The organism is Ciceribacter azotifigens (assembly GCF_048159625.1).
GTDB classification, from domain to species: domain Bacteria; phylum Pseudomonadota; class Alphaproteobacteria; order Rhizobiales; family Rhizobiaceae; genus Allorhizobium; species Allorhizobium azotifigens.
This window is the reverse complement of record NZ_JBLQTA010000003.1, coordinates 50,405-65,788: the sequence shown is the minus strand read 5'-3', so window position 1 is coordinate 65,788 and position 15,384 is coordinate 50,405. Positions and strand designations below refer to the sequence as shown.

General features: G+C 63.5%; 16 protein-coding genes, 1 tRNA gene and 1 riboswitch. Of the genes, 6 read left to right on the top strand and 11 right to left on the bottom strand.

The features are described from left to right. The first annotated feature begins 2 nt into the window (after positions 1–2). The gene (locus ACM6UT_RS05430) at positions 3–992 is read left to right on the top strand and encodes an Hsp33 family molecular chaperone (RefSeq protein WP_416796342.1); all 990 of its coding nucleotides are present in this window, start codon (positions 3–5) and stop codon (positions 990–992) included. Between the two features lie 72 nt (positions 993–1,064). Here the strand turns inward: ACM6UT_RS05430 and apaG are convergent, their stop codons facing one another. Next, entirely contained in the window at positions 1,065–1,457 is a 393-nt protein-coding gene (gene apaG / locus ACM6UT_RS05425; protein ID WP_416796341.1) for a Co2+/Mg2+ efflux protein ApaG, read from the bottom strand. A 198-nt stretch (positions 1,458–1,655) separates the two neighbouring features. Beyond that, positions 1,656–2,840, bottom strand: a complete 1,185-nt coding sequence (locus ACM6UT_RS05420) for an O-succinylhomoserine sulfhydrylase (protein ID WP_416796340.1) — start codon at positions 2,838–2,840, stop codon at positions 1,656–1,658. A gap of 47 nt (positions 2,841–2,887) precedes the next feature. Beyond that, positions 2,888–2,966, bottom strand: a riboswitch (SAM riboswitch). A gap of 73 nt (positions 2,967–3,039) precedes the next feature. Here ACM6UT_RS05420 and ACM6UT_RS05415 point away from each other — a divergent pair. Further along, positions 3,040–4,137 (top strand): 2'-deoxycytidine 5'-triphosphate deaminase, encoded by a 1,098-nt coding sequence (locus tag ACM6UT_RS05415; protein WP_416796339.1) that lies wholly within the window; start codon positions 3,040–3,042, stop codon positions 4,135–4,137. On the opposite strand, the gene ACM6UT_RS05410 is transcribed toward ACM6UT_RS05415, so the two are convergent. Further along, on the bottom strand, positions 4,105–4,914 hold the full coding sequence (locus ACM6UT_RS05410) for an ion transporter (protein ID WP_416796338.1): 810 nt from the start codon (positions 4,912–4,914) through the stop codon (positions 4,105–4,107). The two genes, ACM6UT_RS05415 and ACM6UT_RS05410, sit on opposite strands and share 33 nt — an antisense overlap. Positions 4,915–5,061: 147 nt before the next feature. On the opposite strand from ACM6UT_RS05410, the gene ACM6UT_RS05405 reads away from it, so the two are divergent. Then, positions 5,062–5,135 (top strand) — tRNA-Gly (locus ACM6UT_RS05405). 9 nt (positions 5,136–5,144) lie between these two features. On the opposite strand, the gene ACM6UT_RS05400 is transcribed toward ACM6UT_RS05405, so the two are convergent. Both ACM6UT_RS05400 and ACM6UT_RS05395 read right to left on the bottom strand, forming a co-directional pair. Next, positions 5,145–6,383, bottom strand: coding sequence for an MFS transporter (locus ACM6UT_RS05400; RefSeq protein WP_416796337.1), 1,239 nt, complete (start codon positions 6,381–6,383; stop codon positions 5,145–5,147). Positions 6,384–6,457: 74 nt separating this feature from the next. Next, positions 6,458–8,452: a glycosyltransferase family 2 protein gene (locus tag ACM6UT_RS05395; protein ID WP_416796336.1), complete on the bottom strand. Its 1,995-nt coding sequence runs from the start codon at positions 8,450–8,452 to the stop codon at positions 6,458–6,460. 58 nt (positions 8,453–8,510) lie between these two features. Here ACM6UT_RS05395 and ACM6UT_RS05390 point away from each other — a divergent pair, with 58 nt between their 5' ends. Next, positions 8,511–9,386 carry a transporter substrate-binding domain-containing protein gene (locus ACM6UT_RS05390; RefSeq protein ID WP_416796335.1) on the top strand — a complete coding sequence of 292 codons (876 nt, stop codon included), beginning with the start codon at positions 8,511–8,513 and terminating at the stop codon, positions 9,384–9,386. 14 nt (positions 9,387–9,400) lie between these two features. On the opposite strand, the gene ACM6UT_RS05385 is transcribed toward ACM6UT_RS05390, so the two are convergent. From ACM6UT_RS05385 to ACM6UT_RS05365, 5 genes are all read right to left on the bottom strand, one after another. After that, entirely contained in the window at positions 9,401–9,814 is a 414-nt protein-coding gene (locus tag ACM6UT_RS05385; RefSeq protein WP_416796334.1) for a tellurite resistance TerB family protein, read from the bottom strand. Between the two features lie 54 nt (positions 9,815–9,868). Next, complete coding sequence (locus tag ACM6UT_RS05380; protein WP_416796333.1) at positions 9,869–10,543, bottom strand: thermonuclease family protein; 675 nt, start codon at positions 10,541–10,543, stop codon at positions 9,869–9,871. A 13-nt stretch (positions 10,544–10,556) separates the two neighbouring features. Next, on the bottom strand, positions 10,557–11,222 hold the full coding sequence (locus ACM6UT_RS05375) for a S24 family peptidase (protein ID WP_416796332.1): 666 nt from the start codon (positions 11,220–11,222) through the stop codon (positions 10,557–10,559). Positions 11,223–11,381: 159 nt separating this feature from the next. Next, a complete protein-coding gene (locus ACM6UT_RS05370) occupies positions 11,382–12,026 on the bottom strand; it encodes a response regulator (RefSeq protein ID WP_416796331.1) in 645 nt (214 codons plus the stop codon). Positions 12,027–12,118: 92 nt separating this feature from the next. Then, positions 12,119–12,553 carry a hypothetical protein gene (locus tag ACM6UT_RS05365; protein ID WP_416796330.1) on the bottom strand — a complete coding sequence of 145 codons (435 nt, stop codon included), beginning with the start codon at positions 12,551–12,553 and terminating at the stop codon, positions 12,119–12,121. A gap of 117 nt (positions 12,554–12,670) precedes the next feature. Here ACM6UT_RS05365 and ACM6UT_RS05360 point away from each other — a divergent pair, with 117 nt between their 5' ends. After that, complete coding sequence (locus ACM6UT_RS05360) at positions 12,671–13,018, top strand: DUF952 domain-containing protein (protein ID WP_416796329.1); 348 nt, start codon at positions 12,671–12,673, stop codon at positions 13,016–13,018. Next, positions 13,015–14,103 carry a quinone-dependent dihydroorotate dehydrogenase gene (locus ACM6UT_RS05355; protein ID WP_416796328.1) on the top strand — a complete coding sequence of 363 codons (1,089 nt, stop codon included), beginning with the start codon at positions 13,015–13,017 and terminating at the stop codon, positions 14,101–14,103. Before ACM6UT_RS05360 ends, ACM6UT_RS05355 begins: the two co-directional genes overlap by 4 nt. Here the strand turns inward: ACM6UT_RS05355 and ACM6UT_RS05350 are convergent. Beyond that, entirely contained in the window at positions 14,079–15,374 is a 1,296-nt protein-coding gene (locus ACM6UT_RS05350; protein WP_416796678.1) for an MATE family efflux transporter, read from the bottom strand. The genes ACM6UT_RS05355 and ACM6UT_RS05350 overlap by 25 nt on opposite strands. Positions 15,375–15,384 lie beyond the last annotated feature (10 nt).

The window sequence follows — 15,384 nt, the reverse complement described above, 5'->3', positions numbered from 1 at the left end:
TAATGACAGACAGGGCCTCTGAACTCGGCGAATTCGGTTTCGCCGGAGATGACCGGGTTGTTCCGTTTCAGGTGGAAGGTCTCGATGTGCGCGGACGAGCCGTGCAGCTCGGCCCCCTGGTCAACACCATTCTCGCGCGGCACGAATATCCGGCGCCCGTCGCACGTCTTCTGGCCGAGGCGATGGTCCTCACGGTGCTGATCGGCACTTCCTTGAAATTTCAGGGAAAGTTTACCGTTCAGACGAAGAGCAACGGGCCTGTGGATCTGCTGGTCGTCGACTTCTCGACGCCTGAAGACGTGCGCGCCTATGCCCGCTTCGACGAGGAGGCGCTGGCCGCCGCGGTCGCAGACGGCAGGACATCACCCGAAGCTCTGCTCGGTGAGGGCATTCTCGCCTTCACCATCGACCAGGGAAGCTTCATGCAGCCTTATCAGGGGATCGTGCCCCTCGACGGTACGTCGCTTGAGGAGATCGCCGGGGTCTACTTCCGTCAGTCGGAACAGATTCCGACACGGGTGCGCCTCGGCGTCGCCGAGTTCTTCGATCGCGACGAGGACGGCCATCCGCGCCGCGGCTGGCGGGCCGGAGGGCTGATTGCCCAGTTCCTGCCCGAGGCGCCGGAGCGGATGCGCCAGCCGGACCTGCATGGAGGCGACGGAGACGACGGCGAGTATGTCTTTTCGGAGGACGATGCCTGGTCGGAAGCGCAGGTGCTCGTCGACACCGTCGACGCCGACGAACTGACCGATCCGCAGATCGGCATAGAGCGTCTCCTGTTCCGCCTCTTTCACGAGCGGGGTGTGCGGGTCTACCAGCCGCAGCCGGTCTTCGATCGGTGCAGCTGCTCGCGGGAGAAGGTGAAGGGCGTCTTGAAGAGCTTTTCCGACGAGGAGATCGAGCAAAGCCAGGAAGACGGCGCCATCACCGTCACCTGTGAATTCTGCTCGATCACCTACCGCTATGAAGCGGCCGAGGTTCGTGAAGGCTGAAATTGATGACGGCACCGTCCAGGCGGGTGGCGCCGTTTCTGATTGCGGTCAGGTGCTGGATCCAATCGGGTCTCAGTTGAGGACTCGCAGCATGCCCGGCGCGTCGAGCGAGAAGGCCGGGATCGCCACCTCGAAGAGGTCGCCTTCATCGGTCTCCATCTGGTAATGACCGAACATGACGCCTGAGGGTGTGTCCAGAGGGCAGCCCGAGGAATATTCGTAGGTGTCGCCGGGCCTCAGCTGCGGCTGCTCGCCGACGACGCCCGGGCCGGTGACCTCATCGACCTGACCGTTCTGGTCGGTAATGTGCCAATAGCGGTTTACCAGTCGAACCGACCTGTCCGAGTGATTGGTGATCGCCACCCGATATCCCCAGACATATCGTCCGTCGTCCGGATCGGATTGCTCCTCCAGATAGTAAGGCTCGACACTGACTTCGATGTCCCGCGTCAGGGCTCGATACATAGGGTTGACCTTCTTTATGTCTCGCTAACCATATCTATCAGCTCGCCGCATCGGTCAAGGAATGCGGGCGCGCGAGCACGCAAAGTGCCGTGACTTCGTAAAATTGCTCCTAACGGCGCGACCAGTGGCTTTTGCCGCTCGGTCCGCTGACGGGCTTGCCCGGCGCTCGCAGGGGCGCCGGACAACAGGGGCTGTGGCTCAGGCCGGAACCTTGCGGAGTGCCTGTGCGAAGTCTTCCAGCAGGTCGTCGGTGTCCTCGATGCCGCAGGAGAGCCGCAGGGTGCCGCCCGAGATGCCGAGTTCGGCGCGGGCTTCGTCAGTCAGGTTCTTGTGCGTGGTCGTTGCCGGATGGGTAATCAGGCTCTTCGAGTCACCGAGATTGTTCGAGATCTCGACGATCTTCAGTGCATTCTGCAGGGCGAAGGCGGCGGCCTTGCCGCCCTTCAGTTCGAGGGCTACCAGCGTCGAGCCGCCCGACATCTGCTTGGCAATGATGTCTGCCTGCGGGTGGTCGGCGCGACCGGGATAGACGACGCGCGCGACCTGTCCCTGCTCGGCAAGGAAGTCGGCGATTTTCGCGGCGCTCTGCGTCTGCTGGCGCACACGCAGCGGCAGCGTCTCGACAGCCTTCAGAAGAGTCCAGGCGTTGAACGGCGACATCGCCGGCCCGGTATGACGGAAGTAGTCCTGGAATTCCTCGTCGATCCACTCCTTGCTCGAGAGCACGACGCCGCCGAGACAACGGCCCTGGCCGTCGATATGCTTGGTCGCGGAATAGACGACGACGTGCGCGCCGAGTTCGAGCGGCTTCTGGAAGAGGGGAGTGGCGAAGACGTTGTCGACCACCAGCTTGGCGCCGACCTGATTGGCGAGCCTGGCAACGCCGGCGATGTCGATCACTTCCAGCGTCGGGTTCGTCGGGCTTTCAAGAAACATCACCCTGGTGTTCGGACGGATCGCCTTTTCCCAGTTTTCCAGATGGCGCCCGTCGACCAGCGTACACTCGATGCCGTATTTCGGGGCGAGCGTCTCGACGACCCAGCGGCAGGAGCCGAAAAGTGCACGGGCCGCGACGATGTGATCGCCGGCTCTCAGCTGGCAAAGGATGGCGGCAGCGACGGCAGCCATGCCGGATGCGGTGGCACGAGCCTCCTCCGCCCCTTCCAGCAGGCACATGCGTTTCTCGAACATGTCGTTCGTCGGGCTGCCGTAGCGGGCGTAGATGAAACCGTCGTCCTCACCCTTGAAGCGGGCTTCCGCCGCCTCGGAGGTCTCGTAGACGAAACCCTGCGTCATGAAGATCGCTTCCGAAGTCTCGCCGTACTGAGAGCGAAGGGTGCCGCCATGGACCAATCGCGTTGCGGGACGCCAGTTCTTGCTCATGCCACTCAGCCTTTCAAACACAAAAAAACCGGTCGCGATTTCGGACCGGTTTCAAGCACCCGGTCTCTTTAGCCATTTGTTTAACGTGGCTGCAAGCCGACCGGCCAAATCACCACGGGATAAGCTTGCCTTACGCCGATCCCGGGCTTGCGTCAATTCCTCGACTTTGGTTTTGTCGGGCCAAACGGGATGGGACAAGATGACAAGGACCACGGGTATCCTGGCGGATCGCGCCATTGACGCGCTGTTCGGTGAAGGCCGGCTGAAAAGCGAGGCCCCCCTCGACGCCGACCAGGTGCAGCCGGCAAGCCTGGACCTGCGCCTCGGTTCGAAGGCGATGCGCGTCCGCGCGAGCTTCATGCCCGGTCGGGAGCACAAGGTTGCAGACAAGCTCGAACGCCTGACGTTGCACGAGATCGATCTCGAAGACGGGGCCGTTCTGGAAACCGGCTGCGTCTACATCGTACCACTGATGGAGAGCCTCGACCTGCCGCAGGACATGTCGGCCTCGGCCAACCCGAAGAGCTCGACCGGACGGCTCGACATCTTCACTCGCGTGATGGTCGACCACGCCCAGGAGTTCGACAAGATCCCAGCCGGCTACCGTGGACCTCTCTATCTCGAAATCAGCCCACGGACGTTTCCGGTTATCGTGCGGCGTGGATCACGCCTGTCGCAGATCAGGTTCCGCGTTGGCCATTCCTTGCTGAGCGACACCGAGCTGCTCGATCTGCATCAGGCGGAGACGCTCGTCGCGAGCGAAGTGCCGAACGTCTCGGGCGGTGGCATTGCGCTGTCGATCGATCTCAAGGGCAGCGGCCCGGACGGTCTGATCGGTTATCGTGGCAAACACCATACCTCCGTGATCGACGTCGACCGCAAGGCGGCCCATGACGTGCTCGATTTCTGGGAACCGCTCTACAGCCGCGGACGCGACGAACTGATCCTCGATCCGGACGAGTTCTACATCCTCGTTTCGCGGGAAGCCGTCCACGTACCCCCGCTCTTCGCAGCAGAGATGACGCCCTACGATCCGCTGGTCGGCGAATTCCGCGTGCACTATGCGGGCTTCTTCGATCCCGGTTTCGGTCATGCGAGTGCCGGTGGCGCCGGCAGCCGCGCCGTCCTCGAGGTCCGCAGCCACGAGGTGCCATTCATCCTCGAACACGGGCAGGTGATCGGACGGTTGGTCTACGAACACATGCAGGAGCGTCCGGCAGGCCTTTACGGCACCGGTCTCGGCTCCAGCTACCAGGCGCAGGGGCTAAAGCTGTCCAAGCATTTCCGGACTGGCTGACGCGCGCCGCAAAGCCGCGACTTCGCTGCGCAGTTCTCTCAACTCCGCAAGGATGAGGTCCTGGTTGTCCTTGAGGTCTTCCTGGTCGCCTGCGCTCGGAATCTCATGCTCAGCCTGCATGGACGAGACGATGATCCCGATGAAGAGATTGAGCACCGTGAACGACGTCGCGACGATGAACGGAATGAAGAAGACCCAGGCGAGCGGGTGAAGCGTCATGACCGGTCGCACGACGTCGCCGGTCCAGCCTTCGAGCGTCATGACCTGGAAAAGCGTGAAGGCGGACTTGCCGATATTGCCGAAAAGTTCAGGAAAATCCGCGGCAAATAGCTTGGTTGCGGCGACGGACGAGACATAGAAGACAAGCCCCAGCAGAAGGAAGATCGAGCCCATGCCGGGGAGCGCGGAGAAGAGCCCGCCGACCACCCGCCGCATGGAAGGCACGACGGATATCAGCCGGAAAAGACGTAAGACCCGCATCGCGCGCAGGATTGATACCGTTTCCGTGGCCGGCACGATCGAGACGGCGATCACGAGAAGATCGAAAACCCGCCAGGGGTCGTGAAAGAAGCGACTGCGATAGACCACGAGCCTCGCCACGATCTCCAGGACGAAGAACGCGAGAAGCGTGTGATCCATCGCGTAGAGCAGGGATCCATAGCGAGCCCACAGGACGGGTGAAGTCTCGAGTCCCAGTGTGACGGCATTCAGCAGGATGAGGGCGGTGATGGCCGTTTCGAAGCGGTTGGATTCGAGAAGGCGACGGAGCAATGGCATAGTGGTAATCCGGATGTCTGGCAGTCGCCGCCACATTGCTCCGGGAAAGTAAAAACTTGGTGGCTTTCGTGCGTGTCATGCAAAGCGTCGCCGTGCCGCTCTTCACACTTGACAGACCGGGGGAACTGTTGGATTTGTGCCCCTGTCGCGGGTGTAGCTCAATGGTAGAGCAGCAGCTTCCCAAGCTGAATACGAGGGTTCGATTCCCTTCACCCGCTCCAGCTTTTCCCTTACCCTGCATCGTTCCTGCGTTCTGTCCGTCTTCCGTGTTTCCCTCTCCGCAAGGCGGCGAGGCCGAACAGCGTGCAAAGCGTGAACACGGCGCCGCCCAAGAATGTGCCCTCCGCGCCGGCGAGGTCCCATAGGCCGCCGGCGATCATGCTGGCGGCAAGCAGCGCCATTCCGGTAATGAGGTTGAACATTCCGAATGCCGTGCCGCGCAGTTCGGTCGGCGCCGTGTCGGCGACGAGTGCCGAGAGGAGCCCCTGCGTAAATCCCATGTGCAGGCCCCAGAGCGTCGCCCCGACAGCCAGCCCGATCAAGCCGGAGCTGAACGCCAGGACAAGGTCCGCGGCAAGCAGCAGGAAAAGTCCGGCGACCAAAAGGGTCATGCGGTCCATCCTGTCCGACAGGGCACCCGCCGGATAGGCGGAAAGCGTGTAGGCGACGTTCATGACCACCATCACCAGCGGGACGAATGCAATGGGAAGGCCGATGTCTTGCCCCTTGAGCACCAGGAAGGCTTCGCTGAAGCGCGCCAGGGTGAAGGCGGTCGCAACCGCGACGATCTTCCAATAGGCCGCTCCGAGACGAACGAGTTCGGCACGGTGGAGCGGCATGCGCGCGGTCCGTCGCGCGGCGATGTTCGGTGGCTCTCTCACCGCGAACATTATGAGCCCGGCCGAGAGAAACGCCGGAGCTACGGCGATCCAGAAGACGGTCGTGAAGTTGTCGGCGAAGAGCCACATGAAGAGGATGGCGAAGAGCGGCCCGAGCAGTGCGCCGAGGGTGTCGAGCGACTGTCTGAGACCGAAGCTTGCGCCTCTGAGCTCCGGAGAGGCGATGTCGGCGACCAGCGCATCGCGTGGTGCCCCGCGGATGCCCTTGCCGATCCGGTCGACGAAGCGGGCCGCAAGCAGCCATCCGATATTCGGTGCGAGCGGGAAGACCGGTTTGGTCACGGCGGCGAGTGCATAGCCGAAGGCGGCAAGCAGCTTGCGTTTGCCGAGCCAGTCGCTGAGAGCGCCGGAGAAAACCTTCGTGATGGAGGCAGTCGCCTCGGCGATCCCTTCGATGACACCGACGGCGAGGGTCGACGCGCCGAGCGTCCCGACGAGATAGAGAGGCAACAGGGCATGGATCATCTCGGATGAGACATCCATGAACAGGGAGACGAAGCCTATGGTCCAGACGGCACCGGGTACGCGTTTCCAGGTGCCCCAGCCGGACCCTGCCTGTTCTTCTCCCATGCCCTTCTTCCTTTTGCCGGCATGTGACCCGCACACTCGCCTGCGCGCATCCTTTGCGGCAGCGCCTGTGACAGTCAAGCCTGGCCGCCTTCAGGTGTGGCGCCGGGCTGGTCGGCCGCGGCCGTAGTCGTTGTTGGGTTCGTCGGCGGCATCGTAACCGGGCGCGGCTCATGCGGCGTCTTGTTCCAGAAGAACGGCTTCGCCTTCAGCTCGAACGCCGCGCGCCAGGCGGCATAGGAAACCATCATCCAGTAAACGGGTATGGCGAGCCAGCGCCAGCCGAGAAGGCGTCGCTCATACTCGATCATCGCGGAGACGCCGAGCGCGAGAAAGATGCTGTAACTGCCGAAGATGTTCATCGCATCGACACTGAAGAGCAAGTTCTTCAGGGGATGGATGCTCTCGGCAGGGCTTTGAAGCATCGCGGCGGCCGAAGCGCTGATGAAGACGAGGATGGCGGGGTGCCCGAGGGAGGAAATGAGCATGCCGCCGATCAGCAACTGGAAGACGATGAAGGCGCCGGTCCCCATCTCCCGGCGGGCCCTTCCCGGATCACGCATCACAACCAGCCAGGTCTGCAGCCAACCCTTGAACCAGCGCGTTCTTTGCCCGACCCAGACGCGTGCCTTGATCGGCGCGTCCTCGAACGTGTGACGACGGATCGTCTCGGAGCGGTAGCCGAGCCGATAGAGACGCATGCCGAGGTCGGCGTCTTCGGTGACATTGTAAGGATCCCATCCACCGGCGGCGCGTAGTGCGGCTGTCCGGAAATGGTTGGAAGTGCCGCCGAGCGGCAACGGCATGCGGTAGCGGGCAAGCAGCGGCAGATGCGCGCGGAAGAGTGCCGCGTACTCGAGCGCGAAGACCGCGCTGATGCACGATTCACGCATGTTGGTAATGATGAGCGGCGCCTGCAGGCAGGCAACCTCGGGAGCCGCCGTCCGGAAGCGGGCGTGGGCTTCCTTCAACTGACCCGGATGCGGTCGATCTTCGGCGTCGTAAATTGCGAGATAGTCGCCGCGCGCACCGGCGAGTGCATAGAGGAGCGCCTTGGGCTTGGTGCGCGGTCCGCCTGGCGGTACGGCGATGATCTCCATGTGCGGTCCGGGGCGCAGCTTGCGGATGGCCTCGATGGTATCATGGTCGTCGGCCTCGCAGACGAGCTTGATGTCGAGCCGGGACCGTGGCCAGTCGAGCCGCTCCAGGGCAGCGATCAGCTGGGCCACGACCGGCGCCTCGCGATAGAGTGCCACCAGCACCGAATAGACCGGCAGCGAGTCGTCGGCGATCAGCGTCTCCGGCAATATCTCGCGACGGCGAGGGCGGAAGAATGCCCCGAGCCGCAAGATCATCGCCGCGAAATAGAGGGAGGACAGCAGTACATGGAGTGTCAGCGCGACCGGCCCGGAGGCGAGCAGTAGCGCGGCCGCGCTGCCGGTCAGGAGCGTGCCCGCGACGAAACCCTGCCGACCGGTCATGACGATGCGCGCCGAGTGCTGCGGGTTTTCGTCGAACAGGGCGTTGGAGACGGAGGCAACCCGGCGTGTCGCACCTGCCTGCCAGACGGCCCGGCGGAGAGAGGAAGCCGATGCGACCGACAGTGCGGCCTTGAGCGTCGGATGGCGAACAAGCCGTTCGGCAAGATCGGCGAGATAGCGCGCTTCCGGGGCTATGGCTGTCAGTGGTGCCTTGTCCGGAGCATGCAGGCGCAGGATGGTCGGACGTTGCAGTAGCACATCGAGCGCCGTTCGATCCATGATCTGGTCGGGCGGGATCTCCTCCATGAAGGGCAGGCCGAGCAAGCGCGCCATCGCCGCATAGTACACCTGCTCGTCGACGCTACCGTCGGCCAGCAACTCCTGTTCGATGGTACTTCCGTTTGCGCGCGCCCGGCGCGCCATGTTGTTGATGAAGGGTTTGGAGAAGCCGAGTTGGCGCAGCGCCAGCGCCTCCGTCTGAAATGCATGGGAAAAGCCTGCGCCGGCAGCGGCTTTGCCGCTATCGGAACGCGCAATCGCCACCTGCCAGGCGGCGCCGTTCGGCTCCCCTTGGTATTCCCCGGCTTGCATGCTTCTGATAAACCGTCATCGGATTGATGACGCCCCAGCCTATCCCGGATGGATCATAATGGCACACGCAAAAGTTTCATCCCTGAATTTACAGGGTGTGCTCGCATTCCTTGTGTATGGTTGCATCATTCTGTCCTCGTTGGTTGTGCCGGTGTCCGCGTCGGCGCAGCAGCTTCCCGTACTTTTCGATGCGAACGAACGGCTGCCGCGCCCCGACCTGTCGACGCTGCTGCGTCTGCGCTTTCTGACCACGACGGACTTTCCGCCGTTCAACTTCGCCGACCAGACGGGGCGCCTTGCCGGCTTCCACGTAGAGCTCGCCCGTGAGATTTGCGCTGAACTCGCTATCGAAGCCAAATGCCAGATTCAGGCGATGCCGTATGGCGATCTGGAGAAGGCTCTCTCGGAAGGGCAGGGGGAGGCGGTCATTGCAGGCGTGGGAGTCACGACGGAACTCCGGCGTCGCTTCTCGTTTTCTCGCCCCTTCATGCAATTGCCTGCGCGTTTCGTCCGTAATGCCGGCGTCAATATCCCCGGCGGAGAGGTTGCGGGCCTGGCCGGTCGCCCCGTCGGCGTGGTGACGGGCACGGCTCATGAGGCCATGCTAAAGGCCTTCTTCCCCGATGTCCGCGCGACCGGCTTCGCCGACCGCGGCGCGATGCTGCAGGCGCTGAAGGAGAAGAAGGTGGACGCGGTCTTTGCGGATGCGCTGCAGCTGTCTTTCTGGACGGCCGGCGAGGCTTCCGGTCATTGCTGCACGATGATGGACGGCGCCTACGTCTCGGAAAAGTTTCTCGGCGAAGGGCTGACGATCATGCTGCGGCAGGACGACGTATCGCTGACCGCGGCCGTCGATAGCGCGCTTGCCGCGATTTCCCGCGACGGACGGCTGCAGGAAATCTATCTGCGCTATTTCCCCAACAGCCTCTACTGACGACCCGGCAGAACTCAGGTGGCGCGATAACGGGCGACGGCACCGCGTTCGATCGCCGCACAGGTCAGCTTGTCGAGCTTCAGCCGGTCACGCAGCATCTGCAGCAACCGGATTTCCTCCGGGCGGATGGAGAGATCCACCGCCATGATTTCGACGGCAAGCGCATAGGCGGTGTCGTAGCTGCGGGGCGGAACGGTATCGCGGACGACTTCCAGGGCGATATCCAGTCCTTCCGGCCCGGCAAGAATGTCGGCGCAACGCCGCGATACCTCGATCAGCCTTTCCTTGTCGAAACCGTCGAAGATCGGCAGGATGTCGATCAACTGACCGATACGGCCGAGCTCCTTGTCATTCATCGCATTGTCGACGGCGGAGGCCATTACCATGACGAAAATCAGGGCTTCCTGGGTGGTCAGGCGCTTGCTCATGTGTGGAAGAAACCTCGTTGTTTTTCCGTAGAGTAGGCGTGGCGTGACGGTGTTTCAAGGCTGACTGTTCAGGCTGTCGCGCGGATCGTCGCCGAAAATGCCGCGCTGCTCCCGGCGCGCGATGGATGTCAGCTCTGCGAGGCCCGATCCGTTCGCGGCTTCCGCCCACCCATTGCGCACGAGCCAAGAGCCGATATCTGTCCCGCCGATACGGCAGACGGTCACCAGCGTGTGCTGTCGGTCGACCGTATTGTGATCACAGGCGACCGTTCGGTTGCGGATCAGCAGGCGCTGCTGCGTGCGGGCCACCAGGCCGCAAGGCCAGGGCGGACCGCTCCTGGAGGGACAGCGGCGCCCGACCTCGGTCGGCGTGACGCCGGCCAGTCGGACCCGGCGACCACGTGCTGCGAGAATGCCCGCCGCACCCGTCCACGGGCGTTGCAAAAGGACGACTTCCACCTTTTCGCCGTCTTCTCCACCGAGGGGCGGCCGGGGCGCGATGCGTTCCAGCATCTCGCCGGGCCCTTCGATCGGGGAGACGAATTCTCCGGGGTTGATCGCGCGCACGCGGCGGCTCTCGAAGACGGGCGGAGTCCGCTTTGGTGGAGCGACGGCGGTCTCCGCCTTCACGGCGGGCGGGGCGGGTCGCAGATGGGGGCCGGCAATCACCAGGGCCGAACCCCAGGCAAGAATCACGACACCGCTTGCAATCACCGCCGCACGACGCATGTCCGAGACGATCTCACTGGCTCGCCCAGATGATCCGGGCGATCCATTCGACGTCGCCCATGTCGAAGTTGCGATTGGGATGTTCGGGATTGAGCGAAAGAAGTTCGATCGATTTTGCCGTCTGGCGCGCGAGCACCTTGGCCATCACCTCGCCCTCGCGGGTCTTCACCACGACGCGGTCACCCCGGCGCACCTGAGCACCCGGTTCGACGATCAGCACGTCGCCGTCCCGGTATAGCGGCAGCATGCTGTCGCCCTGGATTTCCAGGGCATACACGCCCGCCTTGCGGTCCGGTGACGCGGGGAACTCGACAAGGTCCCAGCCCTGGCCCGCCGGAAAGCCGCCGTCGTCGAAAAAGCCGCCGGCCCCGGCCTGCGCAAAGCCGATCAGCGGAATGGCACCAGGCGTCGCCGGCAGTGCGCCCTGAACCACACTCACCCGTCCGTCGTTCGGCTGCATGTAGCTCATGAACTGGTCGATGCTTGCTCCGGTCGCCTCGAGCACCTTGGCGATGGATTCGGTCGACGGCCAGCGCATACGCCCGTCGGCGGCGACACGCTTCGATTTGTTGAAAGAGGTGGGGTCGAGGCCCGCCCGTCTGGCAAGGCCGGAGGGCGTCAACTGATTGCGCTCCGCCAGCTTGTCGATCGCGCTCCAGATACTGTCATGCGATAGCATCGTCGCTCATGCTCCAGGGAAACAACGGGCAGAGACGGGCCTTCCGCTCGGCCCGGATTTTATTCAAGCTGATCGCCGGAGTAAAGAGTAAAAGAGGAATAAAATCCTCTGTTGCGACTACGATCCGGCGAATATGCGCGGACGTAGGCGCCTGGAATGTCAGGCGACCATGGCCATGTTGATCTTGCCGAGCTGGATCACGGCCTGCGTCCGGCTGTCGACCTTGAGCTTCAGCAGGATCGCCGAAACGTGAGCCTTGATCGTCGCTTCCGAAACGCCGAGCTCGTAGGCGATCTGTTTGTTGAGCAGTCCTTCGGCGAGCATGCCGAGCACGCGGCTCTGTTGCGGCGTCAGCGTCCGCAGCCGGGCGATGAGATCGGCGACCTCCGGATCCTCTTGCCCGCCCTCATAAAACGCCGGCGTCCAGATATCGCCTTTCAGGACGGTCTGTATGGCGGTGCGGATGTCGTCAATGCCCGCCGATTTGGAGATGAACCCGGAAGCTCCGAGTTCCAGGGACCGGCGAATGGTCGTCTGGTCGTCGCTCGCCGACACGATGACGATCGGCAGATTGGCGAATTCGGCCCTGAGCGCCATCAGTCCGGAAAAGCCGCTGACACCCGGCATTGCGAGGTCAAGCAACAGAAGATCGGCGTCCGGATGCTGCGATGCGGTCTTGCGGGCCGCCTCAAAATCACCCGCCTCGATGACCGTCTTCTTCCCTTCCATGCCGTCGACGGCCTGCCGAAGGGCTCCCCGGAAAAGCGGATGATCGTCTGCGATGATGATGGTGAGTGCTGTCATGTGCTGGCTCCCTCCCAAGAGCGCCCGGTACGCCTGCAGGGCGGTCATTTGTCTTTTAGCGACACCAGGCAATATATACAATAGTCTAGTGTCTAGGTGTGATCGGGCGCCGGCCCGGTCTTTTCTTCCTTGCTCTTGAACTCCTCGACGAGGGCGAAGAAGCTGCGCATGAAGCGCTCCATGATGCCGATCGATCGTTCGACTTCCTCGTCGGATGGCAGTTCTTCTCGCTGGCGCCCGGCAAGCGGCTGACCGGCAGCCACGGCCGTTTCAAGCGCCTCTACACGCTTCTCCAGCCGGCCGAGGTCCTCCTCGTAGGCCGCGCGTTCATCGGCCGCCATTCGGCAGACCAGCGCGCCGTCCTGTTCGCGACACAGCGTCATGGCGCCCGTCCGCGTATCCAGCCGCACGAAGGCGTCCCCGGATTTTTCCAGCCGGAAGCGCCCGTCCGCCGGCTCCTCGGCGCTCGCGGCCAGCGGCCCGGTCACAGAGAGCAGGATGACTGGCAAGAGAAGCTGGGATTTCATGGTCTTTCTCCAAAAAAGCGTTGGCCTGCACCCATTCCCGCCCTGTTGCCGTGGACAAAATGCGCGGTTTGCGGCAAACCCTCCCTGCGCCGTCACCGGGCAGAAAAGGATGAGCTCTTGCATAGTCTCATATACAAGATAGTACCGTGCGACTTGTGGCAAAAGGCGGAAGCCGACGGTATTTTCTCTGGTGCGGCGATTGACCTCAAGGACGGCTATATCCACTTCTCGACTGGCGCCCAGGTCCGCGATACGGCCCGACTGCACTTCGCCGGTGTGGAGGGTTTGCTGTTGGTCGCAGTCCCGGTCTCCGCTCTCGGCGACCGGTTGAAGTTCGAGCCCTCCCGCGGCGGCGATCTCTTCCCGCATCTCTATGGCGAGCTGCCGGTTTCCGTGATCACCTGGCAGAAGCCCCTGCCGCTCGGGCCGGACGGCCTCCACATCTTCCCGGAGCTCGGCTCATGACCGGACCTTTCAAGACACTCGCCCGCCGCGGCCTTTTCCTGTTCGACGGCGAGACGGCGCACGGCCTTTCCATCGCCGCCCTGAAGACGGGGCTCGTTCCCGGCTGCCGCGTGCCTGCCGATACCCGTCTGAAGCAGACGGTTGCGGGGATCGTCTTCCCCAATCCGCTCGGCCTCGCCGCCGGCTACGACAAGAACGCCGAGGTGCCGGACGCGATCCTCCGCCTCGGCTTCGGTTTCACGGAAGTCGGCACCGTCACGCCGAAACCGCAGCCCGGCAATCCGCGGCCGCGCATCTTCCGTCTGGAGAAGGACGAAGCGGTCATCAACCGTCTCGGTTTCAACAACGAGGGCCATGACGCTGCTTTCGCACGGCTCAGCGCGCGTCGTGCGGGCGGCATCGTCGGTGTCAACATCGGGGCCAACAAGGACAGCGCCGATCGCATCGAAGACTACGTCATCGGCATCCGCCGCTTCTATACCGTAGCGAGCTATTTCACCGTCAACATCTCCTCTCCGAATACGCCCGGACTGCGTGACCTGCAGGCCCGCGAGAGCCTGGCCGCCCTGCTTTCGGCCGTACTTGCTGCCCGCGACGACGAGGCGGCAAGGACCGGCAAACGGCTCTCAGTCTTCCTGAAAATCGCGCCGGACCTCACCGAGGAGGGAATGGACGACATCGCCGCCGAGGCAATGAGCCACGATCTCGACGGACTGATCGTCTCGAACACGACCTTGTCGCGTGACGGCCTGAGCGATGCGCGCCTGGCCGCGGAGGCGGGCGGTCTCTCCGGCAAGCCGCTCTTTACGCGTTCGACGGCGGTGCTTGCCAGAATGCGCAAGCGCGTCGGTCCGGCCCTGCCAATCATCGGTGTCGGCGGGGTCTCCTCGGCGGAGACGGCGCTCGAAAAAATTCGCGCCGGGGCCGATCTCGTGCAGCTCTATTCCTGCATGGTCTACGAAGGCCCGGGATTGCCGGGACGGATCCTGCGCGGCTTGTCGGCGCTGCTCGACCGTGAGGGGGGCGCGTCGATCCGCGACCTGCGCGACAGCAGCCTCGATCAATGGCTTTCGGTGAAACTCTGAGCCGCTCGCGCAGGCAGGCGTGCGAGCAGGAATAGGCCGCGCATGGCGAGGAACAGGTTGAGCGACAGCCAGAGGCCGTGATTGCCGAAAAGCGGTACGAAGAGCGCCAGCGACAGGCCGTAGCCGGCAAAGGCGAGCAGCATCATGTTGCGCATCTCGCGGGACCATGTCGCGCCGATATAGACGCCGTCCATCTGGAACGCCAGCGCGCCGGTGAGTGCAGTGACCGCGGCCCAGGGCAGATAGTCCACTGCGATCACCCGGACGTCGGCGGCCGTCGTCATGAAGTCGATGATGGTGCTGCCGAAGACCAGGAAGAACAGGCAGGAGACCAGCGCGAGCCCCAAGGACCAGAGCGCGGTTAGACTGATTGCACGGTCGAAGCCTTCGCGGAAGCGGGCACCGACGGCTCTTCCGACGATCTGCTCTGCGGCATTCGCCATGCCGTCGAGATAGAAGCTTGCGATCATGAAGAAGTTCATCAGCACGGCGTTTGCCGCCAGAACGACGGCGCCGAAGCCGCTGCCGATGCGCGTCAGCAGCGTGAAGGCGGCGAGCAACGTGAAGGTGCGGATCATGAGGTCGCGGTTGATCGCGAGGAGTGCCGAAAGCTTGGCGCGACTGAATATCTCGGCGACCGTCGGTCCGTCCTTTCGGTCAAAGCGCGGGATGATGAGTGCGAGCCCGACAACGGCTGCCGTCGCTTCCCCGATCAGCGTGCCCCAGGCGACGCCGGCCACACCCCAACCGAGAACGAGACCGAGATAGATCGAGAGGACGATATTGGTGCCGTTGAGGATCGTCTGCAACAGCAGCCCCGTCGCTCCGCGGCCGAGCCCCAGCACAAAACCGAGGATGGTGTAATTGGTGAGTGTCAGTGGCCCGGCGAGGATTCGGATCGAGAAATAGGTTGCTGTTGCGGCGGCGGTCGTGCCCTCCGGGCCCATCATCCGCAAGCCGACAGAAAGCAGCCACGGGGAAGCTGCAAGGATGATGAGACCGAGCCCAATGGAAAGAACGAGCGCCCGCCAGAATACGGCCTGCTGCTCATGTCTGTCGCCGCGGCCGAGGGCCTGCGCGACAAGCGCGGTCGTCGAGGCTCGCAGGAAGCTGACGCTCGAGAAGATGAGGTCGAAGAGAACGGCGCCGATCGCAAGACCGGCGAGCGCCGCCGCATCGCCGGTCCGCCCGACCACTGCGGCGTCGGTGAGGCCGAGCAGCGGGGTTGTCAGAAAGCCGAGCGTCATCGGCACGGCGATCGAAAGCACCATCCTGTGGGTG